Raw genomic sequence first — 24871 nt, 5'->3', positions numbered from 1 at the left:
CACGCTCGGTGGCACCGTATTCCCCGCCATTCAGCCGTCGCACATCCAGTCTCCGCCGAGCGGTCATGTCGAATCCAGCCGGCCACGGAAGAAGTAAGGAGCCGGGCCGCCGCACCCGCGGTCCGTCCCCTACCGTCCGGCACAGGAGACTGCCATGCCCGCATCGCCAGCCGTCGTCCCCGCCCCTCTCCCCGCACAGTTCTCCGCGCCCATGCCCTCACCCCTGGCCGCTCCCGGCCCGGAAACCGACCAGCCCCGCTATGTCGTCGCTTTCGCCCGCGACCAGGAGGACGTACGGGCCGCGCAGCGGCTGCGTCACCAGGTCTTCGCCGGTGAGATGGGAGCCAGGCTCGAGGGCCCCGAGCCGGGCCTGGACATCGACGCCTTCGACGCTTACTGCGACCACCTTCTGGTCCGAGAGGCGGACAGCGGTGAGGTCGTCGGCACCTACCGGCTGCTGCCGCCCGACCGCGCCCGGGTCGCAGGACGCCTCTACTCCGAGGGCGAGTTCGACCTCGCCAGGCTCTCCCCGATCCGCGACGACCTCGTCGAGGTCGGCCGCTCCTGCGTCCACCCCCTGCACCGCAACGGCGCCGTCATCGCGCTCATCTGGGCCGGACTCGCCCGCTACATGGTCCGCACCGGACACAACTGGCTGGCCGGCTGCTGCTCGATCCCGCTCGCCGACGGCGGCACCCTCGCGGCCGCCACCTGGGACACCGTGAAGGCCAAGAACCTCGCTCCCGAGGAGTACTGGGTCACGCCCCACAAGCTCTGGAACCCCGATTCCGTCGAGCGGCCCGGCGGGCGCACCGAGCTGCCCGCCCTGCTCCGCGGCTATCTGCGACTCGGCGCCTGGGTCTGCGGAGCGCCCGCCCACGACCCCGACTTCGGCGTCGCGGACCTGTACGTCCTGCTCTCGCTGCGCCGCACCAACCCCCGCTACCTGCGGCACTTCCTCTCGCTCGCCCCGGTGCGATGAGCGTCTGGCTGCCCAGCGCGCCCTGCACCCCGCGGGGCTGCGCGACACACCACGGCCCGGCGGCCGGCGCGCTCAGGGCGGCTGCCCGGCTGCTGGCGGGGACGCTGGCCGTCGTTGTGGGCCTGCTGCTCGCACCGTTGGCCGCACTGCTGGGCACCCTGTTCGGCGCCCGGGTCCGGGACGTCATGACCCGGAGCTGGGCGCGTGCGGTGGTACGCGCCTTCGGCGTACGCGTCCGGATCGTCGGCCGGCCGCACGGGCCCCGTGCCTCTCTGGTCGTTGCCAACCACATCTCCTGGCTGGACATACCGCTGATCGCGGCGGCCCTGCCCGGACGGATGCTGGCCAAGACCGAGGTGCGGCGATGGCCGGTCCTCGGGCCGCTCGCCGCCGGGGGCGGCACCCTCTTCCTGGAGCGCGACCGGCTCCGTACGCTGCCCGCCACCGTCCGCGAGATGGCGTCCGCGCTCGACGACGGGGCACGCGTCATAGCCTTCCCCGAAGGTTCCACCTGGTGCGGACGCGGTCAGGGCAGATTCCGGCCCGCCGTCTTCCAGGCCGCGCTGGACGCGGGCGCCGCCGTCCAGCCCGTACGCATCAGCTATCTGCCCACCGGCGCGGCCGCGTTCGTCGGCGACGACCCGCTGGCCGCGTCCCTGTGGCGGGTCGCGGCGGCCGGCGGGCTCACCGCGGAGATCCGGCTGCTGCCGGTCATCCCCGCGGGGAGCTGCCCCGACCGCCGCTCACTGGCCCGCGCGGCTCAGCTGGCCGTCGCGAGAGAGAGCGCGAACCTGCCTTCCGTATCCGTCCACCAGTGCGTCAATACCATCCCGGCTTCGGCCAGTTCGGTGCGTACACCCTCCTGACGGAACTTCGCCGACACCTCCGTACGCATCTCCTCGCCCGCTTCGAAGGAGACCTCCAGATCCAGCTCGGGGATCTTCACGTTCAGCGCGGAGCGGGCCCGCAGCCTCATCTCGATCCACTCCTGCTCGCGGTCCCACAGCGCCACATGGTCGAAGTCGTCGGGGTCGATGTCCGCGCCCAGCTCCCTGGCGATGACGGACAGCACGTTCTTGTTGAACGCGGCCGTCACCCCGGACGCGTCGTCGTAAGCCCTGACCAGGACTTCCTCGTCCTTCACCAGATCAGTGCCGAGCAGCAGCGCGTCGCCGGGTGAGAGAAGTGAGCGCACGGAGCGCAGGAAGACGGCGCGCTCGGCAGGCAGCAGATTGCCGATCGTGCCGCCCAGGAAGGCGACCAGACGCGGCCCCGGGGTGCCGGGCAGTGCAAGCCCGCGCGTGAAGTCGGCGATCAGGGCATGGACGTTCAGCCCGGGCCGCTCGGCGAGCAGCGACTTGGCCGCGCCCGTCAGCGCGCTCTCGCTCACATCGACCGGCACATAGCTGTGCAGACCGTGGAGCTCGTCCAGCAGATGCCGGGTCTTCTCCGAGGAGCCCGAGCCCAGCTCCACCAGGGTGCGTGCCCCGCTCGCCGCGGCGATCTCGGATGCGCGGGCGGCCAGGATCTCCCGCTCGGCACGTGTCGGGTAGTACTCCGGCAGCCGGGTGATCTCCTCGAACAGCTCGCTGCCGCGGGCGTCGTAGAACCACTTCGGCGGCAGAGCCTTGGGCGTACGGGTCAGGCCGTGCAGCACATCCGCGCGCAGGGCGGCGTCCGTCGCGTCCTCGGGCAGGGTTCGGGTCAGCAGGAACGGGCTCACGCGGTGGGCTCCTTGAGCGGGGTCAGCAGGACATCGGTGCGGGTAGCGGCCAGCAGGGTGCGGTCGGGAACCTCGCGCCAGTGCGGATCGTCGTCGTACGGCTCCGAGGCCACGACCGTGCGGCGGCCCGGCTCGGCCAGATACCAGAGCGTGTCGCCCCACGCGGTCGCCGCGATCGTCTCGCCGTCCGTGAGGAGCAGATTGAGCCGGGACCCCGGCGCGGCCGCGGCGATCTCCCGGACGGTATCGGCCAGCGCCTGGCCCATTTCGTCGCCGTCGCGCAGCCGGTGCAGCAGCAGCGCCCACACCAGCGCGGAGTCGCAGCGGGCCTCGAGCGAGAGCAGCTCGGCCGCGGGCAGCGTCACGGCGAGCGGCTCCAGGGAGCCGGGCCAGCCGCGGACCGCGCCGTTATGACTGAACAGCCACGGCCCGGCGGCGTACGGTGCGGCCGCCGCCTCGCCGTCCGCGCCGGCTTCGGTGGCGTCGCGGACGGCGGCGAGCAGGGCCCCGCTGCGGACCACGCGGGCGAGGTCGGCGAAGGAGAGATCGGCCCAGATGGGGCCGGAGCGCCGGTAGCGGGCGGGTACGGGATCGTCCTCGGCATACCAGCCGACCCCGAAACCGTCGGCGTTGACCGTTCCGTGTCGCTGGTGGCGTGGCGCCCACGACTGCCGGTACAGGCCGTGCACGGGCTCGACGAGCAGCTGCCCGAGCGGCAGCGCAGGTCCGAGGAAGGCGAGATGGCGGCACATCAGGCGAGGCCGCCTTCCTGCGGAGCCGTGTCCCGTGCCGTGCGGAACCCGGAGAAGATCTGGCGGCGCACCGGCAGATCCCAGTTGCGGAAGGTGCCGCGGCAGGCCACCGCGTCCACGGCGAACGAACCGCCGCGCAGCACCTTGTGCGCGCTGCCGAAGAAGACCTCGGAGTACTCGCGGTAGGGGAAGGCGGCGAAACCCGGATACGGGAGGAAGTCGCTCGACGTCCACTCCCACACATCGCCGATCAACTGCCGTACACCGAGCGGTGATTCACCGTCCGGATAGCTGCCGACGGGAGCCGGCCGCAGATGGCGCTGGCCGAGATTGGCGTGTGACGGTGTGGGATCGTCGTCGCCCCACGGGAAGCGGCGCGAACGGCCGGCGTCCGGATCATGCCGCGCGGCCTTCTCCCACTCGGCCTCCGTGGGCAGCCGCCGTCCCGCCCAGCGGGCGTACGCGTCGGCTTCGTACCAGCTCACATGCAGCACCGGCTCGTCCGCGGGCACCGGCTCCGTCACGCCGAAACGGCGGCGGAGCCACTGACCGCCCTCACACCGCCAGAACAGCGGCGCGACGATGTCGTGCTGCCGGATCTGGTCCCAGCCCTCGGCCGCCCACCAGCGGCGCTCCGTATAGCCGCCGTCCTCGATGAAGGCCTGGTACGCGCCGCAGGTCACCGGCACCGTATCGATGAAGAACGCCGGTACGAGACGCTGGTGCGCGGGCCGCTCATTGTCCAGCGCCCATGGCTCGGTGGAGGTGCCCATGGCAAACGGGCCACCGGGGACGAGGACTTCGGCCGGCAGGCCCTTGGTGCTGCCCGCCGGCGGCTCGGGCGCGGTGAGCGCGGCCGGCCCCTTCCGCAGCTGATGGGTGATCAGCATGGTCTCGTCGTGCTGCTGTTCGTGCTGGGCGATCATCCCGAACGCAAAGCCGGCATCGACGAGACGCCCGCCTTCCAGCGGGGTGCGGTCGAGGACGTCCAGGACCCTGCCGCGGACGTCGGAGGCGTACGCACGTGCCTCGGCCGGGGCCAGCAGCGGCAGCGTGGGTCGCAGTGCGCGCGGATGTTCGAAGGCGTCGTAGACGGAGTCGATCTCGGGCCGCAGCGCCTCACGCCCGGCGACCGTACGCAGCAGCCACTGCTCCTCCTGGTTGCCTATGTGTGCCAGGTCCCAGACCAGCGGAGACATCAACGGAGAGTGCTGCGCGGTCAGTTCATGGTCGTCGACGCACGAGGTGAGCGTGGCCGTCCGGGCTCTGGCGGCGGTCAGCGCGTCGAGGGCGCGCCGCCGGAGTTCTTCGGTCATGTGCGGAGTTCCTTCCCGAGGGAGGGGAAGCGCAGATCGTCGGCGGGACATCGGCCCCGCAGTACATGGCGCTCATTGAAGGCGGCGACCGCGTCCCGCACGGCGTCCGACGCGCCGATACGGGGGAGTGCCTCCAGTGCGACGGAGAAGCAGGTCACCGCGACCGCGTGCAGCTCCGGATCGGCAAGTGCGTCCCTGGCGGCAGTGATCCAGAGCGGATTGCGCGGCGCGGGCAGCGGACCTGCCGTCTCTGCCAGCGGTTTGACGGCGCGATAGACCGTCTCCGCCGCCTCGGCGTCGTCGAACAGGGCCGTGGTGACGGCGAGCGGCACCATCCAGCCGTCCTCTCCCGACTGGGCGTCGATCATGCGCAGCTCGAGATGGCCGCGCGGCCTCACGGGTGGAAAGAGCGTGGTCAGGTGGTAGTCGAGATCCTCCCGGGTCGGCGGACGCGGCACCCCTGAGCGCATCCACTGCCGGAAGGTCAGTCCCTCCGGCAGCTCCCACGGCCCGTCGGCCGCCCGAACGCACATCACCGGCGCGTCGAGCGCGTGGGCGGTCCAGGCGGAGTGCGGCTCCATGTACAGGGGCGGCGCCACCGGCCGTACGGCATCGAGCGCGGCCCACACGGCCTGCCGGGTCGACCGCCAGCCGGTGTAGCGCCCTTCCCGTGCGGGGGAGTTGGCGAAGGCCGCCATCAGCACCGCGCCCAGCAGATGCGCGAGCTGCCAGCGTCGGCCGTGCCCGAGCGGTCCCGGCTCCTCGTGGCCCGCGTCGAGGCAGACCTGGATGGATGCGGAGCTGCACATCATGGCGCGGCCGGACGGACCCGTCCGGTCGAAAAACGCCTCCATGGCGTCGTAACGGGGTTCATGGAGGAGCCGGCGCGGCGGATGCCACGGGTCGAGGCCGAGTCCGGTGAGAGTGAGGCCTGCCGGGCGGAGCGCGGTGCGTACGGCGTCCAGATCGGCGGCGGTGAAGTCGATGCACTGCATCAGGGAGGCGGCGGGTGGCGAGCTGAGCTCCAGCTGGCCGCCTGGTTCGAAGGTGAGAGCCGAGTTCAGGGGCAGTGAACGCACCTGGTCGAAGGCCGCCGTCAGGCGGTCGGCCCGGACCGGGCGCTCGGGTCTGTCCAGGTCATGAACGAGCCATTCCACCTCCACACCCACGGTGCGGGGCGGGCCGTTCTTGAAGCAAATACATCGGAGCAGGTCCTCCGCTTCATCCTCGGCGATCGGCCGGCCTTGGTCACCGGCATCGGGTGGATGCATGATCGACTCCTCCTGTCGAAGGCACTCTGCCAACCTAAGGCCACGGCCGCCGCTTCGCACAAGAGTGCCCTTGGCAGTCGGAAATACGCTTGCCGCGTCTGTCGCCGGTCACTGACGATGTCCCTCATGAGTGCACGACTGCGGGGGATCGCGAAGCAGACCGAGGCGATCGTTGAAACGGGCAACTACCTCGGACCTGATGGACGAGAGGTCCCGATAGGGCGGGCGGTGACCGCCGCCCTGGCCGGCACCAGGATGTACGGGCCCGAGGCCGTCCAGGTCACGCCGGACGCGGACCGTACGACAGCCTTCGAGGTCACGGGCGAGAGCAGCACGGAAGCGGCCCGCCGGCTGACGGCCGCCGACCAGGCGCCGGTCGCCGTCCTGAACTTCGCCTCCGCGCGCAACCCGGGAGGCGGCTATCTCAACGGCGCACAGGCCCAGGAGGAGGCGCTCTGCCGCGCCTCCGCGCTGTACGCCACGCTGCTGCGCGCCCCGGAGTTCTACGACCATCACCGCGCCGAGCGCAACCCGTTCTACACCGACCGGGTCATCCACTCGCCCGGCGTCCCGGTCTTCCGCGACGACCGCGGCCGGCTGCTGGACGCGCCGTACACGGTGGGATTTCTGACCTCGCCCGCGCCGAACGCCGGAGTGATCACCAGCCGCAGCCCCGACCAGGCGCACCGCATTCCGTCGGCCCTCGCCGCGCGGGCCGAGCGGGTCCTGGAGACGGCCGTGGAACACGGCTACCGGCGCCTTGTGCTCGGGGCCTGGGGCTGCGGGGTCTTCCGCAACGACCCCGCGGCGGTCGCGGGCGCCTTCCACGCCCTGCTCACCGGGAGCGGCCGGTTCGCCGGACACTTCGAAGAGGTCGTCTTCGCGGTACTGGACCGTACGGCCGAGGGCTCGACACTCGAGGCCTTCCGGCGCACCTTCGCCGGTCAGCTCCAGCCGTAGCGCTCCCGCAGCCGCTGTACGACCACATCGAAACGCGGCCGGTCCAGTGCGCACGCCTCACGGCGCATACCGTCCTCATGCACCCGCAGCACCCGGTCGAGATCGACCCAGGACTCGCGCCCGGCGCGGTCCCACGGCCCGACACCGATCGCCACCCACTCGCGGTCATGGTCATGGCGCTTGCTGGAGAGCTGTACGGCCAGCAGCGTGCCGGCCGCCTCACGGGCCACCACGAGCACCGGCCGGTCCTTGCCGCGACCGTCGTTCTCCTCGAAGGGCACCCAGGTCCAGACGATTTCGCCGGGATCCGGATCGCCGTCGCGATCCGGAGCGTACGAGGTGCGGACCGGGCCCACCTCGGTGGGGTCGGCCTCGGTGGTGGCGGCGGGGCCGCTGCTGCCGGGAAGGTCGGAGGGGCCGTCGAATGCGCCGGATGCGCCCGCCGCGCCGGAGAAGATCGTCACCCGCCACACGGTAAGACCTGTGCGATCGGTTCCGCAGGGCGGGTGCCGTTACTCAGCGGGACTCAGTCCTTCGGCTCGTCCGTCACCGGGATCTTCTCGGTGTGCGGAGCGGGCGGCACCATCCCGTTCACCGCGGCGCTCACGGAATAATGATGGCAGCGAGTACGAGTCCCGCAGCGACGCCGACAACCATCGGCACAGCCCCCTTCGCCCGGTGCCGTCCGGCACCGGATGACCGGGAGTGTCCTCCCGATCGGGAGAGGGCTCAACTGCCGTACGCGGATGTGACATAGACGGTGCGCGGCGGCAGATGTTCCACGACCGTCACCACCGTGCCGGTCTCGATGCGGTCCCGCGCGGAGGCCGGATAGGCGAGGAAGTGCCCGGCGCCGCCGCGGATATGAACGATGACCTCACCGACGAGCCCGGGTCCGACCGTGCCGGTCACCCGCCCGAGCAGCCCCACCATCGACTCGTCGTCCATGGCGGGGAGCCCACCCGCGCGGCTCGGGTCGGCGACCGTCACCAGCGAGGGAACCAGCAATGCGATAGCGGTCGTTGATGCGTGTAAACGCTGTGCGGCACTCGTTTCCGGCCATCCGCGAAACCCGGCGCGGAACCGGTCTGGAAGGATGCCGAGAGCGATGAGCCAGACACCCAAGCAGTCCGCAGAACGCCCCGTTCCCACCAGTGCCGATGTCGCCCGGCTGGCCGGAGTTTCGCGTGCCACCGTCTCGTACGTGCTCAACAACACCTCGGCCGTCCGGATCAGTGAGCCCACCCGCCGGCGGGTCCACGAGGCCGCCGAAGAACTGGGCTATGTGCCGCACGCCGCGGCCCGCAGCCTGCGCGCCGGTCACACCCGGACGGTCCTGCTGCCCACCGCCCATGTCCCGGTCGGCCCGCTCTACAGCCGTTTCTTCAAGGAACTCCAGTGTGCGCTGCGCCGCCTGGACTACACCGTCGTGCAGTACGGCAGCCTCGGCCTCGAGGGCGACGAGGCCGCCCGCGCCTGGGCCGAACTGCGGCCCGTCGCGGTCGTCTCGCTCGGCGAGGTCGCGCTCACCCCGCACGGTGTCGACGTCCTCAAACGCTCCGGTGCGAAGGCCGTCATCACACTGGGACCCGAGCACGTCGACGGCGCGCACTCCCTCGTCATGGACCAGCGGGAGATCGGCGGCTGCGCGGCCACGCATCTGATCGGCCGAGGCTGCCGCAGCATCGGCGTCGTGCTGCCCGAGGAACCCGGCCTGGAGCTCTTCTCCCGCCCCCGGCTCGTGGGTGCGACCGAGGCCGCGACCCGGACCGGCGCCCGGATCGAGCCGCTGCCCCTGTCGTACGACGAGGAGTCGGCCACCGCACTTGCCGCCCGCTGGCGGCAACTGGGCCTCGACGCGGTCTACGCCTACAACGACGAGTACGCCATGCTCCTGATGCGCGCACTCCAGGACGCGGGCATCGACGTCCCGCGAGAGACCGCGGTGGTGGGCGCCGACGATCTGCTGCTGGGCAAGCTGTTGCGGCCACGTCTGAGCACGGTGCGGATCGACCTGGTCACCGGACAGCGCCTGGCGGAGCTCGTCGACCGCGTCGTACGCGACCCGGGCGCCGAGCCCGAGCCGCACGATCTGATGGGGGCGCGGGCCGTCCACCGCGAGTCCAGCTGAATCCGCGCGCCGAGGGCGGTATCCGGTCTGCCAAGAACGACATGCGGGCCGGGCGGGGCGTGTCTAGCGTCGCTTGCATGAGTACTCATCCGCAGCGCTTCGAGATCCTGGTGGTGCCCGAGCACATCGAGGGCGACGACGCGGCATCCCTGGCCGGGAGTGCCATCCGCTCGGCGGTCGTGGACGCGACGGGCCGGTACGGATCCTCCGGTTACCCGCGCTATGCGGGCGACGGCATGGTGGCCGACATCGATCCGGAGACGCGCACGGTCGAGGCGCTGCTGGTGGACGGGTCGGAGCTGGACTACGGGCTCTCGGCGAGAGTGGTCGACGCGGCGGACGCCTGACAGCCCGCTGTTGCCCGATGCCTGGGTTCCGGCGGATTCCTCCGTCGATCGGCAGCGGGCGCCTTTCGCCGTTGAGCGTGGGTTCCTTCGGCCGTTGACAGCGGACGGCACCCGGCAGAGACTCGGGCGGGGCATGTGTGAACCATCGTTCACCAGGCAATAGCCGAACGGCCCAGGCCTTGGGAGTGATCCGATGAGCATCCGCGACGTCTACATAGTCGACGCCGTCCGCACCCCGATCGGCAAGTTCGGCGGCGCGCTCTCCCCCGTACGTCCGGACGACCTCGCCGCACATGTCGTCAAGGCACTCGTGGACCGTGCCCCGGAGCTCGACCCGGCCCGTATCGACGATGTGGTCTTCGGCGACGCCAACGGTGCGGGCGAGGACAACCGCGACGTCGCGCGCATGGCAGTCCTCCTCGCCGGGCTGCCCGTCTCGGTCCCCGGTGTCACCGTCAACCGCCTGTGCGGCTCGGGCCTGGAGGCCGTGATTCAGGCCGCGCGCGCGATCGCGCTCGGCGACGCGTCGGTCGCGATCGCGGGCGGTGTCGAGTCGATGTCCCGTGCCCCCTGGGTGCTGCAGAAGCCCGAGCGGGCCTTCCCCGCCGGCCACCAGCAGCTGTACTCGACCACTCTCGGCTGGCGTATGACCAACCCGCGGATGCCCGCCGAGTGGACCATTCCGCTCGGCGAGAGCGCCGAACTCATCGCCGACAAGCACGGCATCACCCGCGAAGAGCAGGACGCTTTCGCACTCGCGAGCCATCAGAAGGCCGCCGAGGCCTGGGGCAAGGGGCTGTACGACGGTGAGGTCGTCCCGTACGACGGAGTGGACCTGGCCCGCGACGAATGCATCCGCGACTCCACGTCCATGGAGGCGCTCGCCAAGTTGAAGCCGTCCTTCCGTGCGGACGGTGCTGTGACGGCGGGCAACTCATCGCCGCTCAACGACGGGGCCGCCGCCCTGCTTCTCGTCGACGAGGAGGGCCTGCGCGCGACCGGCCGTGAGCCGCTCGCCAGGATCCGTACGTCCGCCGTCACCGGTATCGAGCCGCAGCTCTTCGGCCTCGGCCCGGTCGAGGCGGTGCACAGGGCGCTGGCCAAGGCCGGCAAATCATTCGCCGACCTGACCACCTTCGAGCTGAACGAGGCCTTCGCCGCCCAGTCGCTCGGCTGCCTCGCCGAATGGCCGGACCTGGACCCGTCCCTGGTCAACCCGCGCGGCGGCGCCATCGCCATCGGCCACCCGCTCGGCGCGTCCGGCGCGCGGCTGGCCGGCTCCGTTGCCCATCAGCTCGCGGCCGCGGGGTCCGGAACCGGCCTCGCCGCCCTCTGTATCGGCGTGGGCCAGGGTCTCGCTCTGGTCCTCGAGCGCTGAGCCGGACTGCTGTCAGGCCTCTTCGGGCTGCTGTCAGACCTCTGTCGAGGGCTCCGTCTCGGCAGCGCCGGTCTTCGCCTCGTCGACCGACTTGCGAACCTCGTCCATGTCCAGCGCGCGCGCCTGACCGATCACGTCCTCCAGCGTGGCCTCGGGCAGCGCGCCGGGCTGGGCGAAGACCGCGACGTTGTCACGGACGATCATCAGTGTGGGGATGGAGCGGATCTCGAAGGCGGCGGCGAGCTCCTGCTGAGCCTCCGTGTCGACCTTCGCGAACACCAGGTCGGTGTGGCGCTCCGACGCACCTTCGTAGACAGGGGCGAACTGTCGGCAGGGACCACACCAGGAAGCCCAGAAGTCGATCAGAATGAAGTCGTTGTCGGTCACGACCTGATCGAAGTTTTCCTTGGTGAGCTCAACAGTGCTCATGACGTGCTACCTCTTCTTCCTGATGTCCGACGGACTCGCCCCGACAACGGTGCCCGGGGCCGTGCTATTCCTCCCCCTGCCCATGTGGCCAGGACGCACACCCGGCACCAGACTGGCTTTATGACGGAACCTGTGGAGTACGACGTTGTGGTGGTGGGCGGCGGCCCTGCCGGGGAAAACGTTGCGGACCGGGTCAGAGCGGCAGGACTGAGTGCCGCGGTCGTGGAGAGCGAGCTGGTCGGCGGCGAGTGCTCGTACTGGGCGTGTATGCCCAGCAAGGCGCTGCTGCGCCCGGTGATCACCCGCGCCGACGCGCGCAGGGTCCCGGGCGTGCGCCAGTCCGTACAGGGACCGCTCGACACCGAAGCCGTCCTCACCCACCGTGACGAGTACGCCTCCCACTGGAAGGACGACGGCCAGGTCGGCTGGATGGACTCGATCGGCGCCCGCCTCTACCGCGGACAGGGCCGGCTGCACGGACCGAAACAGGTCGTCGTGGACGGCCCCGAGGGCGAGCGCCATGTGCTGACCGCCCGGCATGCCGTCGCCGTGGCCACCGGCAGTCGCGCCGTCCTGCCCGACATCCCCGGCCTGGCCGGCGCCAAGGCCTGGACCAGCCGGGAGGCCACCAGCGCCCAGCGAGTGCCGCGGCGGCTCGCGGTCGTCGGCGGGGGAGTGGTCGGAGTGGAGATGGCCAACGCCTGGCAGGCACTCGGCTCGCAGATCACCCTGCTCGTGCGCGGCGGGGGCCTGCTGCCCCGGATGGAACCGTTCGTCGGCGAGCATGTGGCCGACGCGCTGACCGAGGCCGGCGCCCAGATCCGTACGCACACCTCCGTCGCCTCGGTGGAACGCTCCGACTGCTCCGGCCCCGTCACCCTCGTCCTCGACGGCGGCGAACGGATCGAGGCCGACGAGGTGCTCTTCGCGACCGGCCGCGCTCCGCGCACCGAGGACCTCGGCCTGGATACGGTGGACCTGGAACCGGGCTCCTGGCTTCCCGTAGACGACAGCTGCCGCGTCGATGGCAGCAACTGGCTGTACGCGGTCGGCGATGTGAACCACCGGGCGCTCCTCACCCACCAGGGCAAGTACCAGGCCCGTATCGCGGGAGCCGCCATCGCGGCCAGGGCCCGGCAGGTTCCGATACTGGAGACCGACCGCTGGGGAGCGCACGCCGCGACCGCCGACCGTGCGGCGGTCCCGCAGGTCGTCTTCACGGACCCGGAGGCCGCGGCCGTCGGCCTCTCGCACGCCGAGGCCGAGGCGGCCGGCCACCGGGTACGCGCCGTCGACTACGACATCGCATCGGTCGCCGGGGCGGGGCTGTACGGCGACGGCTACCGCGGCCACGCCCGGATGGTCGTCGACCTGGACCGCGAGATCCTGCTCGGCGTCACCTTCGTGGGTCCGGGCGTCGGCGAGCTGCTGCACTCGGCGACGGTGGCGGTCGCGGGCGAGGTACCGATCGACCGGCTGTGGCACGCCGTGCCCGCGTACCCGACGATCAGCGAGGTATGGCTGCGGCTGCTGGAGACGTACCGCGGCTGAGCAGCACCGTACGGGGGAGTGGGCGCTCCAGCTGAGCACCATGAGAACGGCGCTTGCTCCCCGGAACCGGGTTGGCTGGAAAGAACCACGCGGCCGACTCGGCCCCGGCAGCGCGAAGGTGTTCAGGGAAACCCGCCTCACTCAGACGGTCGACACCGAGCACCACCGAGGCTGAACAGGCGTCCTCTCCAGTGCTGTTGGTCGCGCCGCGGGCGATCAGGCGTGTCCGCCACACTGGAGATCACCGGAGACCAACAGATGTCGAACGAGTAGGAGACGCCGATGTCCGTGCGCCGTGTTGTGCCCGACATTCGGACCAAGGCCATGGAGGAGAGCCGGGACTTCTACGGCCTCATCGGTCTTGAGGAGGTCATGAACCTTGGCTGGGTCATGACGCTTGCCTCTCCGTCCAACCCCACCGCCCAGCTGACCCTCGTCACCCACGACGAGACGGCGCCGGTCGCGGCCGATATGAGCATCGAGGTGGACGAAGTCGACGCGGTTCACGCGGCGATGGTGGAGCGGGGCGCGGAGATTGTGCACTCGTTGCGGGACGAGGAGTGGGGCGTGCGCCGGTTCTTCGTACGCGATCCCAACGGCCGGGTCGTCAACGTCGTCAGCCACCGGCACTGACACCGGCACCGCCACCCGCGTTCACACCGGCGCTGCCGCCGGCAAGGGTGGGTGTGTCGCCCTCAAGCCGGCGCAGCCGCTCGGAGTCGCAGGTTCGCGGGCAGGTGCCGCATGCCTCGGCAGGGCGGATCGCGTAGTAGAGACAGCAGCCGAGACGGGTCCGGGTGAGATACGACTGCCCTTCCCGGCCCGTCAGCCGCCGGAAGTCGGCGCCGCCGGGGAACGGTGGCACGGGTCCCGGAAGCAGTTCGCCGGCTGCCCGCACGGCATGCTCCTCCTGGTCCAGCATGCGGCCGAGGTACCAGACGCCGGAGACCAGGTCGTCGCCGACCATGCCCCACAGCGCCCGCGGCCCGCGCCGCACCTGCGGGCCGATCGCGGCGAGCAGCGGCCGTACGTGGTCGGCGACGGCAGCGCGCAACTCCGCCCGCAGCGCCTCCTCGTGTGCCCGTACCCGCGCCCCGGGGAGACCGGCCGCCGGATCGTCGGGGAGGCAGGCGAAGCCGCCAGGGACGATGCCGAACGCTCCGGTGGTGAGACTGATCCGGACGTCGCGCGGGCGGATCCGCGGCACGCGTCGCTCCAGAAACCAGGGGCCGCTCATCAACAGGCAGACGGACCAGAGGTAGTCGTGCAGGGCCCGGGATGCGGCGACGTCCCGCCGAACCGTGTGCGCGTGACGTTCCTGGATACGCCAAGCCTCGGCGTCGAGAAAAGCGTCGAGGAATTCCGGACGCTCCGCCAGTTCGGTGCCGTCGGCCCACCCTTGGGCGGCCTGCGAACCGGGGGCCAGGACGTCCACGCTCATCGACTCGCAGAGCGCGGTGAGCCGTTGATAGGTCGAGGCGAGCACGGTGGAGCAGCTCACGGCGGGTGCTGCCAGAGGAAACGCCGGGGTCAGGGGAAACGCCGGAGCCAGGGTCACGGGTACTCCTCAACACCGAGATCGAGGACAGGGGAGATCACAAGGGAGGCCACAGAGTGGTAAGGCAAGGCTCACCTTAACCCTACTGAAGGGTTTGACTGTGAACGGGGGCCGCGTGGCGGCGAATTGACAGAGTTAGGTATGCCTAACTTAGGCTCTTCGTTTGTGTCCCAGCACCATTGGTTCACCTTCTCGGACGGTCCGACCTTGCGCGCGGAAGTGATCCCTTCATGCAGCTGTACCTGCTTGCCCTCAACCCGACCGACTCGGTCACCGAGGGATTCCTCCCCGCCGCCCGCCGGCTCGGCCTCGACATCACCCTGCTCACCGACCAGCCCGAGGCGCACCGGGTCGCCTGCCCGGAGATCGAGTTCCTCGAGTGCGATGTGCGCGACTTCCGCGCGGTCATCTCCCGGATAGCGATCCATCGCCCGCCGGACGCCCTCTTCACCAACAGCGACCATCTGCAGACCCAGACTGCCCTGGCCGCCGACTACTTCGGCCTCCCCGCCAAAGGCTGGCAGGTCGCGCTGCGCACCAAGGACAAGGCGGAGATGCGCCGCCACCTCGCCGCCACCGGCATGGACACGGTCCGCTCGGTGGAACTCGCCGCCGGACAGGACCCACTCGCCACCCTGGCCGCCCTCGATCTGCCGTACCCGTGCGTCGTCAAGCCGCGAGAGGGTGTGGCCAGCGAAGACGTCGTCCTGGTCGACGGCCCCGACGATCTTGTGCTGCGGTGCAAGGAGATCCGGGCACACCGGCCGGGGGCCGCCCTGGTCGTGGAGGAATACCTTCCCGGCGAGCTGTACACCCTGGAGACACTCGGCGACGGCACCAGCCTTCATGTGCTGGGTGGCTTCCACACCGAGCTGTCTCCACCCCCGTACTTCATCGAGGAGCGTCTGACCTACGTTCCGGCCCACCCGGAGCCTGTCGTCGCGCAGGTCCTTGCGCAGCTGGAAGCGCTCGGGGTCGGATTCGGCGCCTGCCACACCGAGTTCGTCGTGCACGAAGAACGCGCGCGCATCATCGAGGTCAACTACCGCGCCATCGGGGATCAGTGCGACCTGCTCCTGGCGCGGCTGCTGGACATTCCGCTCTTCGAGCACATCCTCCGTACGCATCTGGGCGAGCCGCTGCCGGCGGACCTGGGGGCACGGACCGGTGGCGCGGCGCGGCTCGACTACCCGTGCGCCGAGCGCTCCGGAACGCTCACTGCCGCCCCTGCCGCCACCGAACTGACGGTCGGTGACGTGCAGTTGACCTACCGGCCGCTGCGGCGGATCGGTGAGCGGCACGAGCTCCACCACACCAACCGCGATCTCCTGGGCGTCGTCCGGGTCGTCGGTAGCGATCAGGAGACCGTGGACCGGGCCGTGACCGACTTCCTCGCCGATCAGCGCTGGGAGATCACCCCGTGACGGTGACGAACACAGTCGATTGCCCGGCCGAGAAGGACCTCCTCCTTCGCCTGCTCAGCGCGCTGCTGCGGGAGGATGTCGTCGGCCTGCGCACGCGCTCCACCGCGCTGGAGCGACCGGACGGGGCCTGGTTGCGTCTGCAGGCCGCAGACGGGGACGCGCTTGAGCTGCCCATTCGCGAGGACGGATTCCAGTACGAGACCCGCGCCCGTCTGCCCCTGCTGCGCAGGGAGTCCGACGGCAGGGAACTGAGCACCGCCGACCACATCCTGGCCGCGCTCGGCGCGCTCGCCGACCCCGTGGACCACGACGGCTTCGACGCCCTCGCCGACGAATGCCGCCAGACGCTCGCCACCCTGCGGCTGCACGCCGTCACGCACCATGAGGTCATCGCGATGCTCGGAGCCCGGCACGGCACCGATCCCGCGGACTGGACCGGACTCGCGGGCGGACTCGCCCACGACACCCTCGCCGCCCGCCTCGACCACCCCGTCTACCCCACCGCGCGTGGCCGCCTGGGACTCACGACGGCACAACTACGGGTGTATGCACCGGAGTTCCACCCGCGATTCGACCTGCGCTGGATCGCCCTACCCAAGGACGCGGTCACCGCACAGGGCGTGACCGGGCCCGCGGACCCGGCCGACCCATGGCCGACGCCGTCGGCGCTCGGCCTGCCGGACCTCGACGACAGCCACCTCGCCATGCCCGTCCATCCGCTGACCGTGGGCGAACCGCTGCGGGACGCACTGCGCGCCACCGGACTCGACAGCCGGGCGGTGCTGTCCGACCGTCCGTACCTGGAGGCCGTACCGACCCTGTCGATGCGGACCGTGGCACTCGCCGCGTACCCCGGCATCCATCTCAAACTACCCCTGGCCACCGCCACGTTGGGCATGCGCAACCGCCGCACGATCAAGCCTGGCACACTGGTCGACGGCGCGGCGATGCAGTGCCTGCTGCAGACCGTGATCGACCACGAGCCGCGCTTCCGGGACAGCATCCTGAACGCCGACGAGACCCGCTTCGCCCACGCCGGTCATGAACTTATCGCCGTACTGCTCCGGCGCTGTCCGGCAGGCCTGGACGACGCAGTCGTCGTGCCGATGGCGGCTCTGCTGAGCGAGGCCCCCGGCGGGCGGCTGTTGATCGACCATCTCGCCGACCGTTTCCACGGCGGCGATCCACTCGCCCTTCTCGACGCCGTACTCAGACTGCTCTTCGACTGGCAGACAACGCTCTTCGGGTACGGAATCGCCCTGGAGTCCCATCAGCAGAACATTTCTCTGGTGCTGGACACGCAGGCGGGCCGCACCCGGATCAGACTGCTGCTCAAGGACAACGACGGACCGCGCATCAACACCGTACGGATGCGCGCCACCCTCGGCGCGGAAGCGCCCGATCCGTCCGAGTTCGACGACGCGCGGATTTTCGGAGACAGCGACGCGCCGGTTGTCGATCTGTTCACCACCATCACGGTCCATCTGTGCGCGGGGGCATACGCCTTCGGTCTTGCCCGCCATGGCCGCGCCCCGCTCGGCCGGCTGCTGAATCTCGTACGCGACCGGCTGGTTGAGGCCGTGGAGCGGCTCGGGACCCGGCCCGGGCAGCCCGGCGCCGTACTGCGCGAACACGTCCTTGACGCGGCGCGCCTGCCGGTCAAGGCGATGGTGTCCGCGGGCACCCTGCTCACCAAGGAGCGCTCGGGCGCGGTCGACATCAACAAGCACTACACCACCGGTCCCAACTACCTGGTGCGGGAGGTGTGAGCGGCGATGCCCGGCACACAACCCACCTGCCGCTCGCCGCATCCGCCGGAGCCGTTGATGTCACTGCCCATGGGCACTGTCTCCACCCACACTGTCTCCACCTACTCCTCCACTCATGCCGCCCCCCATTCCGCCGCCCCGACCGGGCTGCCGAGCGCCGACGTGGCCGTGGCGCACACCCTCCTCAACTGTCTCCTCCGCGAGGTCTCCGGCCCCGAGCACGAGACCGCCGTCATCGACGGCCATCTGCTGCTGCGCCTGCCACGCCGCGGGGTGCTGCTGAAAGTGGCCCTTCGCCGTACGTCCTTCATCGGAGCGCACCGCTTCAGGGGCCCGGTCGCCGAACAGACCGGCACCGGCTGGTCCGAGCTCGACTGGCGCCGCCTCGCCGAGTACACCCATGCCGAGCTCTCGCTCCGTACCGGCGCGCGCAATGACGAATTCCTGGCCCAGGTCGACGCGAGCCATCAGGGCGTCCGCGCCGCCCTGGCCGCGCCGCTTCCCGCCCTCGACGGTGGCCGGCTCGCCACGTACCTGGCATCCGAGCAGTCACTCAGACTCGGCCACCGCTTCCACCCCACCCCCAAGGCCCGCAGCGGCGACCCCGCCCTCTGGTCCGCCTACGCCCCCGAAGCCGCGGCCGCGTTCCCGCTCCACCTGCTCGCCGTTCGCGAGCATCTGACCGTCCAGGAGTCGGCCGAGCCCGGCGCCACCGACCCGCTGGACCGGCTGCATGCGGTGCCCGACGGGTACCGGCTGCTCCCCGCACACCCCTGGCAGTACGCACTGCTCCACGAGCACCCGTCGCTGCGGGCGGCCATCGCCCGGCGCGACATCCTGGATCTCGGCCGCGGCCGAAGCCGGTTCACCGCCACCGCGTCCGTACGCACCCTCTACGACGGCGACACCTTCCTGAAGTTCAGCCTCAACGTCCGCATCACCAACTGCCTGCGCAAGAACGCCAGTTACGAACTGGCCGGCGCGGTCGCCCTCACCCGCCTGCTCGGACCGGCCCTCGCCGAACTGGCAACCCGCTTCCCCCGCAGCGGCATGCTCCGCGAACCCGCCTACCGCAGCCTCGCCATCCCCGGCCCGGACGGCCGGCCCGACCTCGCTCTTCTCGAAGGCTTCGGTGTGATCGTCCGCGAAGGGCTCGACGTCCATCTCCGGCCCGGCACGACACCTCTGCTGGCGGCCGCCATCGCCGATGAGTACCCCACGGGCCCCGCCCATATCTCCAGGCTGCTGGCGGACTCGGACCCCGGCAGCGCCCTGAGGTGGTGGCGGGACTATCTGGCACTGCTCCTCCCGCCCGTCCTGGCCGCCTACTTCGACCATGGTCTTGTCCTCGAACCGCATCTTCAGAACGTCGTCGTCTGTGTCGACGCCGACGGCAGACCCGCCCAGGTCCTCTTCCGTGATCTGGAAGGCACCAAGCTCCTCCCCGAGCACCACGCCGACACCCTTGCCGCGCTGCCGCCCGAGGTCGCGGGCCCGCTGACGTACGACGCCGAGCGAGGCTGGAACCGAGTCGTCTACTGCCTCGTGGTGAACCATGTGTCCGACATGCTCGCCGCGCTCGCCGATCTGCACCCGGAGACCGAACCCTCGCTGTGGGCCGAGGTCCGCCGGGTGCTGCAGGAGTACGCGGACGAGCACGGCTGCCCGGCCCGTCTCGGCGCCCTGCTGGCCGGCGCGCCGCTGCCCGCCAAGGCCAATCTGCTCACCCGCTGGGAGCGCACGGCCGACCGCGAGGCGGGCTATGTCCGCCTTCCTTCCCCGTTCGCCGAGGACGTGCTGTCCGGAGCGACCCGCACCGACGACGTCTGGAGCGCCCGATGACCGCCCCCACCGAGCCGGTGCGCGACCGCGCCCTGTCGCTCCCGGCCCAGAGTCTGCCCGCCTATCTGTACGACCTCGGTGCGTTGCGCGAGCATGCCGCGTCCGTCCGGTCGGCACTGCCCGAGCGCGCCGAGGTGTACTACGCCGCCAAGGCCAACCCGGAGCCGGAGATCCTGGCTGCGCTCGGCCCGTATGTGGACGGCTACGAGGTCTCGTCGGGCGGTGAACTCGCCCATGTCGCAAAGGCTGTTCCGGGGCGTCCGCTGGCCTTCGGCGGCCCGGGAAAGACGCCTGCCGAGATCGCCGCGGCGCTGGACCTGGGTGTGGAGCGCTTCCATGTCGAGAGCGCGTACGAGCTCCGGATGCTGGCGGAACTCGCCTCCCGGCGGTCTTCCGATGCGCCTGTCGGAGTTCTGCTGCGGTTCAACCTTCCCCTGGCCGACGGTTCGTTGGAGGCAAGCGCCCTGTCCATGGGCGGCCGGCCGACGCCGTTCGGTCTCGACCCGACCCAGGCGGATGACGCGGTTCGCCTCCTCACTGACGGCACCTGCCCGCACCTCGAGCTGCTCGGCATCCACGCCCATCTGGCCAGCGGCCTTCAGGCCCCTCAGCAGCTCGCCGCCGCCGAGTCCATTGTGACCTGGGCCGCGAGTCTCGCCGCACGCCACGGCATCGACCTGCGCGAGGTGAACGTGGGCGGCGGCATGACCGTCGACTACACCGACCCCGACGCCCGCTTCGACTGGGCCGCCTACGGGGCGGGCCTCGCCCGCCTCACCGCGGCCCACCCCCGCCTGATGCTGCGCATCGAGCCGGGCCGCGCCCTGACGGCGTACTGCGGCTGGTACGCCACCGAGGTGCTGGACGTGAAGCCGAGCCACGGCGAGGAGTTCGCGGTCGTCCGGGGCGGCACGCACCATCTGCGCACCCCGGCGACGAAGGGCCACGACCAGCCCTACACGGTGCTTCCGGTAAACGACTGGCCGCACCCGTGGCCGCGGTCCACGGCCCGGCAGGAGTTGGTCACCCTGGCCGGCCAGCTCTGCACGCCCAAGGACGTCCTCGCCCGCCGGGTCCCGGCGGCGGGTCTTCGGGCGGGTGACCGTGTGGTGTTCTCGCTGGCCGGGGCGTACGCGTGGAACATCTCCCACCACGACTTCCTGATGCACCCCAAGCCGGGCTTCCACTTCTTGTGCCCTTGACTGTTGACACCCGGTGGTCCTGCGTCTGTCACGGGGCGCCGTCGATCAGAAGCTGACCCTCCTTGACGCCTGCCAGTCGCGCGAACCCCAGCGCGTAGCTGCGCAAGTTCGCTTGTACGAGACGGAGTTCGGCACGGCAGTCGGCGTTGTCCGGCCAGGCCGACTCGGGCCCGTCCGGGGTCGCGTTCTCGTGGGCCAGCAGGCGCGGATGCCAGCAGGACAGGAACGGGCGGAGCTCCCGGTTGAGCATGGTGATGGCGAGATACTCGACGGTCGGACCGCCGGAGACCGGCACCGAGGGGCGTGCGGCCTTCAGCGCCTCACGCGTCGTGGCGAACAGCCCGTACAGCGAGGTGAGAGTCTCGCGGATCAGGCCGTCGTCGTGCTTGAGGGGCTGGGTGCTCACCCGGGTGACAGTCTCGACGAACAAGCGCCATGCCACTTGCCGGGACTCGTCGTTGACCATGAAGGTCAGCTGACTGAACTGCGGCACTGTGATGGTCACTTCGGTCAGTCGCGCGGCGCGGCCGTAGACCTGGAACATCAAGACGCTGACCGCACCGGCGATGCCGCCGGTGACGACGAAGAGATCGCGGCCGGAGAGCCGGGTGACCCCGAAGAGAACGAGTCCTGTGGTGGCGCCTATCAGTACGGAGAAGAGCACTCGGGCGACCGAAGTGCGTAAGAGTTGGCTCATGCGGTCCGTTCGATGCGGTGCGGCGGGCCGTCGATTCACAACAGGTCCTGCCATCGGTCGGCGACTTTGGCGAACGCCTCACCGTACTGGCGTACGACGGGAAAGCAATCCCCGGAGAACGTGGGCAGGCTCAGCAGCTCCGGATACACGCCGTCGGCCACGGGGCATTCCCATAACGGCGGAGTCGACTCCGGCAGAGAGCCGGCCCAGGAGAGTCCGAGACGCTGGGCCTCCGTGCGGGTGATGCGGAAGACGGGAACCCGGTGCAGCGGAGGCGAGCCGGGCCGTTTCACCTGCACTCCTTCGGCCTGCAGGGCGTCCATGAAACGCGGGAGAGGAAGGTCGCCCAGTTCGGCACTCACATACCGGGCCTTGAACCCGTACCAGCCGCCCCGCGCCACTCCCGGAAGTGTTGCCGGCGGACGGATTCCCGGTACTGGGCTCAGTACCTCGCACAGCAGATCGAGGTTGGCACGACGGCGCTCGTTGCGCGCGTCGAGTCGGCGCAGTTGCTGAAGGGCTATCGCCGCCGCCAGCGGATGCATACGGTACTTGTGGCCGAACCCGGTCTGGATAAAGGGAACCAGGTCCTTGTGCATGACCTCGTCCTTGGCTCGGCGTCCGAAGTGACCCAGCATGAGCGCGCGTTCGTAGACCTCGCGCGAGCGCGTCACCAGGATTCCGCCCTCACCCGCTGCCACTGCCTTGTGGCCTTCGAGACTGAAACAGCCCACCGATCCGAACGTGCCGACCTTCTGGTTCCCAATGGTGGCCCCGTGGGCGTGTGAGCAGTCCTCGACCACGGGCAGAGCGTGACGCTCGGCAATGGCGAGCAGCGCCGCCATGTCTGCGGGATGCCCCCACATATGGGTGACGACGATGGCGCGGGTACGCGGAGATATGCGGGATTCGACCGAGCGCGGGTCCATGGTCAGCGTGACCGGGTCCAGATCGGCGAAGACCGGCAGCGCGCCCATCTGGAGCAGCGGGGTCACGGTGGCGAGGAACGTGTAGGTGGGGACGACGACTTCATCACCCGGCCGGATGCCGAGTCCGAAGTATGCGGCGTGCAAGGACGACGTGCCGGAATTGTGGGACAGCGCATACGGGACGCTCTGCTCCTCCGCGTGGTAGTCCGCGAAGGCCTGCTCGAATTCGGCCACGATGCCTGAACGGTCGTAGATGGAGATGACGCCGCGTTCGAGCAGATCGGTCACCGCGGCGACCTCTTCCGTGCCGATGTACGGCCAGTCCTGGCTCCATTCCACCGTCACGGCGGGCGGGCCTCCATGCAGCGCGAGTTTGTCCTTCCGCATCGCTCATCCCTTCAGGTCGAGTCCCTTGATGAAGTCGGACCAGGCTTCCATGGTGGTGGTCTGACGGAGGTTGTCGTCCCAGAACGGCGGAATTTCGCAGACGTTCCGGTCCGTCTTGAGCAGGACGGCCGGGTCATCGGTCACCTCACCGATGACATGCAGTTCGTAGCCGTGTTCGCTGAAGTGCTGCGATGCGTCGGCAAAGGCATCGGGGCGAACCGTGAACGCGTGCCGCAGCGGGGAGTCGTAGCCCGGATCGAAGGAGAGGAGGAACGGAAACTTCTCGACGATACCGAGCGACGAGTCGAGCCGGCCGAGAAGAGGAGCGTTGCGCCGGCTCGCGGCAGACACCGGAAGGAGGTCGGCGTCGATCAGGCATCCAACGTCGTTTCTGGTTTTCACGGTGTAAAGGAATTCGATCAGCCCGTCGCTCAGGTCCATGCCGGAGGTGAAGCATTCACTCTCGGCGGCTGCGGCGACGGCCGATGCGGCACCGATCGGCATCGACTTGTAGGTGCGGAATTTCGTCTTGTCCGCATCGTCGATCAGATGCTCCAGGTGATTCTTTCTGATCTGGTACTCGAGCCAGCCGAAACCGAGTTCGCCCGTGACAACGATTCTGTCACCGGGGCGAGCACCCGACCGCCGGACAATTCCATGTCTGGGCACGGTTCCCCAGGCGAACCCGACGGTCGCCATGTCGCCGTTGTGGAAATTGCCCCCCTCGTATGTCGAGCCGATGCTCGTCAGCACATCGTTGATGCCCAGGGCAATGGACCGGATGTCATCGGCGGGGGTCTGGGGGGGTGCCGCCAGAGCGAGTGAGAAGCCGCGGCATCTGGCGCCCATGGCAATGATGTCATTGCAGGTGGTGCCCGCGATCCAGCGGCCGTAGAAGCGCTGGGGGGCAAGGGAGGCGTCGGGCTGCTGGATGAAGTAGGGCTGGTCCATCGAATAGACAAGAAAGGGGGCATCATTCTGTCCGGTCATCTTCGCCAGGTCGAGCACCACCGCATCCTCGAAGTTTCCTGCCTGGGCCGTGCTGGCGAGCGGCCCCAAAATTTCCTGGATGAATGTCTTCTCCTGATAGTTCAGCAGATTCATAAGAAGCCCCTTCTGGTGTTCGCATGTTCGTAGAATGCTTCGAGCAGCCGTACCGTCGCCACATGACGGTCGAGTGATGTCTCAGATGTTTTTCCGGCCATGAAGTCCCTCAGAGAACGGGTGTCGTGCGCGTTGTCGAGGTGGTGACGGGTGATGCGCGTTCCGGATTTCTGGGTGTGCACGGCGACCAGTGATATGGAGCCGTCCAGACGTTCCCTTCTGACCCGCACGGAGGCTCTTGTTCCCTCGATCAGGAGATACTCGCCCGGACATACCGCATCGAGACCGATGCGCAACCGCAGTTCCATTTCCTGACCCACGCAGGATATGCGGGCACTGTCCTCGACGGAGAATTTCCCCCGGCCGAGACGAACAAAGCGCGGCACGAGGTCGTGACAGCTGCTGTCCAGGAGCCACTGCAGCGTATTGATCGTGTGATACCCGAGATCGAATAGAACCCCTCCGCCCGCCAGCAGCAGATCGTTGCGCCAGCTCTTGCCGAACGAAGGAACGGGAGCCACGGTATCGTGATAGATGATCTTCGTCACTCTGCCGATGCCGCCGGACGAGATGCACTTCCGTACGAACTTGAGATCTGTGCGGTGCACTCGCTGCTCCGAGACGGCGAGCCTTCCACCGCTCATGCCTCTCAGTCGGTCCGCTTCCTCCGCGCAGCGTGCCAGAGGTTTTTCCACGAATGTCATCATTCCCGATGCAAGTGCCACCCAGGCGTGCTCGAAATGGAGTCCGCTGGGGGAGGCCACGATGACCATGTCCGGCCTGCTGTCGCGCAGGACGGTCGCCGACAATTCTTCGGACGTCACCGGAGTGGGTTGACCGAGAAGGCCGGAAATCACGCTGTCGCGCGCATGACGGCTTGGATCGATGACGGCTACGAGTTGGGCCTCGCACTCCTTGAGGACGGGAAGTATCGCAGTTCCGAACCTTCGGCCGCACCCGACCACAGCCACCCGTGACGGGGTGGTCCCTTTCGGGCCCTCCGGTTTCGGCTTCAGAATATCATTACCCGTCTGCAATGCTTCACCAACCTGATATCCGAACAGCAGAGGAGTGAGTCCCCGCGATGCTCGGCAGTTCGAAGCCATTGATATGCTGATG

At 69.6% G+C, this 24871-nt stretch carries 24 protein-coding genes; 12 read left to right on the top strand and 12 right to left on the bottom strand.

From position 1 onward, the window contains the following. The first annotated feature begins 154 nt into the window (after positions 1-154). Positions 155-982: a GNAT family N-acyltransferase gene (locus AB0D12_RS34965; protein WP_362692185.1), complete on the top strand. Its 828-nt coding sequence runs from the start codon at positions 155-157 to the stop codon at positions 980-982. Beyond that, a complete protein-coding gene (locus AB0D12_RS34960) occupies positions 979-1848 on the top strand; it encodes a lysophospholipid acyltransferase family protein (RefSeq protein WP_362692182.1) in 870 nt (289 codons plus the stop codon). Before AB0D12_RS34965 ends, AB0D12_RS34960 begins: the two co-directional genes overlap by 4 nt. Here AB0D12_RS34960 and egtD read toward each other — a convergent pair. Genes egtD through egtA form a run of 4 tightly spaced genes read right to left on the bottom strand, consistent with a single transcriptional unit; the run spans position 1743 to position 6044 of the window. Continuing rightward, entirely contained in the window at positions 1743-2705 is a 963-nt protein-coding gene (egtD, locus tag AB0D12_RS34955; protein WP_362692179.1) for an L-histidine N(alpha)-methyltransferase, read from the bottom strand. The genes AB0D12_RS34960 and egtD overlap by 106 nt on opposite strands. Continuing rightward, positions 2702-3457 (bottom strand): ergothioneine biosynthesis protein EgtC, encoded by a 756-nt coding sequence (egtC, locus tag AB0D12_RS34950; RefSeq protein ID WP_362692176.1) that lies wholly within the window; start codon positions 3455-3457, stop codon positions 2702-2704. Before egtC ends, egtD begins: the two co-directional genes overlap by 4 nt. Continuing rightward, the gene (egtB, locus tag AB0D12_RS34945; RefSeq protein ID WP_362692173.1) at positions 3457-4773 is read right to left on the bottom strand and encodes an ergothioneine biosynthesis protein EgtB; all 1317 of its coding nucleotides are present in this window, start codon (positions 4771-4773) and stop codon (positions 3457-3459) included. Before egtB ends, egtC begins: the two co-directional genes overlap by 1 nt. Beyond that, a complete protein-coding gene (gene egtA / locus AB0D12_RS34940; protein ID WP_362692170.1) occupies positions 4770-6044 on the bottom strand; it encodes an ergothioneine biosynthesis glutamate--cysteine ligase EgtA in 1275 nt (424 codons plus the stop codon). The genes egtB and egtA overlap by 4 nt, the downstream gene beginning before the upstream one ends. A gap of 126 nt (positions 6045-6170) precedes the next feature. On the opposite strand from egtA, the gene AB0D12_RS34935 reads away from it, so the two are divergent. Next, a complete protein-coding gene (locus AB0D12_RS34935; protein WP_362692167.1) occupies positions 6171-7004 on the top strand; it encodes a TIGR02452 family protein in 834 nt (277 codons plus the stop codon). Here AB0D12_RS34935 and AB0D12_RS34930 read toward each other — a convergent pair. Continuing rightward, positions 6989-7462 (bottom strand): type II toxin-antitoxin system PemK/MazF family toxin, encoded by a 474-nt coding sequence (locus tag AB0D12_RS34930; RefSeq protein ID WP_362692227.1) that lies wholly within the window; start codon positions 7460-7462, stop codon positions 6989-6991. The genes AB0D12_RS34935 and AB0D12_RS34930 overlap by 16 nt on opposite strands. 271 nt (positions 7463-7733) lie before the next feature. Continuing rightward, entirely contained in the window at positions 7734-7952 is a 219-nt protein-coding gene (locus tag AB0D12_RS34925; RefSeq protein WP_362692224.1) for a hypothetical protein, read from the bottom strand. 160 nt (positions 7953-8112) lie between these two features. Between AB0D12_RS34925 and AB0D12_RS34920 the strand changes: the two genes are divergently transcribed. The 3 genes from AB0D12_RS34920 (at position 8113) to AB0D12_RS34910 (ending at position 10860) form a co-directional block, all read left to right on the top strand. Then, entirely contained in the window at positions 8113-9135 is a 1023-nt protein-coding gene (locus AB0D12_RS34920; protein ID WP_362692164.1) for a LacI family DNA-binding transcriptional regulator, read from the top strand. A 77-nt stretch (positions 9136-9212) separates the two neighbouring features. Next, positions 9213-9482: a hypothetical protein gene (locus tag AB0D12_RS34915; RefSeq protein WP_362692161.1), complete on the top strand. Its 270-nt coding sequence runs from the start codon at positions 9213-9215 to the stop codon at positions 9480-9482. A gap of 193 nt (positions 9483-9675) precedes the next feature. Next, entirely contained in the window at positions 9676-10860 is a 1185-nt protein-coding gene (locus tag AB0D12_RS34910; protein WP_362692158.1) for a thiolase family protein, read from the top strand. Positions 10861-10893: 33 nt separating this feature from the next. Here AB0D12_RS34910 and trxA read toward each other — a convergent pair whose 3' ends face one another. Continuing rightward, positions 10894-11289, bottom strand: coding sequence for a thioredoxin (gene trxA, locus AB0D12_RS34905; protein WP_362692155.1), 396 nt, complete (start codon positions 11287-11289; stop codon positions 10894-10896). A 120-nt stretch (positions 11290-11409) separates the two neighbouring features. Here trxA and AB0D12_RS34900 point away from each other — a divergent pair, with 120 nt between their 5' ends. Further along, the gene (locus tag AB0D12_RS34900; protein ID WP_362692152.1) at positions 11410-12840 is read left to right on the top strand and encodes an NAD(P)/FAD-dependent oxidoreductase; all 1431 of its coding nucleotides are present in this window, start codon (positions 11410-11412) and stop codon (positions 12838-12840) included. Between the two features lie 282 nt (positions 12841-13122). Further along, a complete protein-coding gene (locus AB0D12_RS34895) occupies positions 13123-13473 on the top strand; it encodes a VOC family protein (protein WP_362692149.1) in 351 nt (116 codons plus the stop codon). Here AB0D12_RS34895 and AB0D12_RS34890 read toward each other — a convergent pair. Further along, positions 13457-14398: a (2Fe-2S)-binding protein gene (locus AB0D12_RS34890; protein ID WP_362692146.1), complete on the bottom strand. Its 942-nt coding sequence runs from the start codon at positions 14396-14398 to the stop codon at positions 13457-13459. The two genes, AB0D12_RS34895 and AB0D12_RS34890, sit on opposite strands and share 17 nt — an antisense overlap. Before the next feature lie 230 nt (positions 14399-14628). Here AB0D12_RS34890 and AB0D12_RS34885 point away from each other — a divergent pair, with 230 nt between their 5' ends. The 4 genes from AB0D12_RS34885 (at position 14629) to AB0D12_RS34870 (ending at position 20635) form a co-directional block, all read left to right on the top strand. Further along, a complete protein-coding gene (locus tag AB0D12_RS34885; protein WP_362692143.1) occupies positions 14629-15822 on the top strand; it encodes an ATP-grasp domain-containing protein in 1194 nt (397 codons plus the stop codon). Between the two features lie 2 nt (positions 15823-15824). Next, positions 15825-17591: an IucA/IucC family protein gene (locus tag AB0D12_RS34880; RefSeq protein WP_362692140.1), complete on the top strand. Its 1767-nt coding sequence runs from the start codon at positions 15825-15827 to the stop codon at positions 17589-17591. A gap of 69 nt (positions 17592-17660) precedes the next feature. Next, entirely contained in the window at positions 17661-19433 is a 1773-nt protein-coding gene (locus AB0D12_RS34875; protein ID WP_362692222.1) for an IucA/IucC family protein, read from the top strand. Next, a complete protein-coding gene (locus AB0D12_RS34870) occupies positions 19430-20635 on the top strand; it encodes a type III PLP-dependent enzyme (RefSeq protein ID WP_362692137.1) in 1206 nt (401 codons plus the stop codon). The genes AB0D12_RS34875 and AB0D12_RS34870 overlap by 4 nt, the downstream gene beginning before the upstream one ends. 28 nt (positions 20636-20663) lie before the next feature. Here AB0D12_RS34870 and AB0D12_RS34865 read toward each other — a convergent pair whose 3' ends face one another. Genes AB0D12_RS34865 through AB0D12_RS34850 form a run of 4 tightly spaced genes read right to left on the bottom strand, consistent with a single transcriptional unit; the run spans position 20664 to position 24858 of the window. Further along, a complete protein-coding gene (locus AB0D12_RS34865; RefSeq protein WP_362692134.1) occupies positions 20664-21332 on the bottom strand; it encodes a hypothetical protein in 669 nt (222 codons plus the stop codon). A 35-nt stretch (positions 21333-21367) separates the two neighbouring features. Further along, complete coding sequence (locus tag AB0D12_RS34860) at positions 21368-22648, bottom strand: DegT/DnrJ/EryC1/StrS family aminotransferase (protein WP_362692131.1); 1281 nt, start codon at positions 22646-22648, stop codon at positions 21368-21370. A 3-nt stretch (positions 22649-22651) separates the two neighbouring features. Beyond that, entirely contained in the window at positions 22652-23752 is a 1101-nt protein-coding gene (locus AB0D12_RS34855; protein WP_362692129.1) for an AIR synthase related protein, read from the bottom strand. Continuing rightward, positions 23749-24858, bottom strand: coding sequence for a Gfo/Idh/MocA family oxidoreductase (locus AB0D12_RS34850; protein ID WP_362692126.1), 1110 nt, complete (start codon positions 24856-24858; stop codon positions 23749-23751). The genes AB0D12_RS34855 and AB0D12_RS34850 overlap by 4 nt, the downstream gene beginning before the upstream one ends. Positions 24859-24871: the final 13 nt, after the last annotated feature.

It is taken from the genome of Streptomyces sp. NPDC048479 (assembly GCF_040651435.1).
In the GTDB taxonomy this organism is placed as follows: Bacteria; Actinomycetota; Actinomycetes; order Streptomycetales; family Streptomycetaceae; genus Streptomyces.
This window is presented reverse-complemented; position numbering and strand designations above follow the sequence as displayed.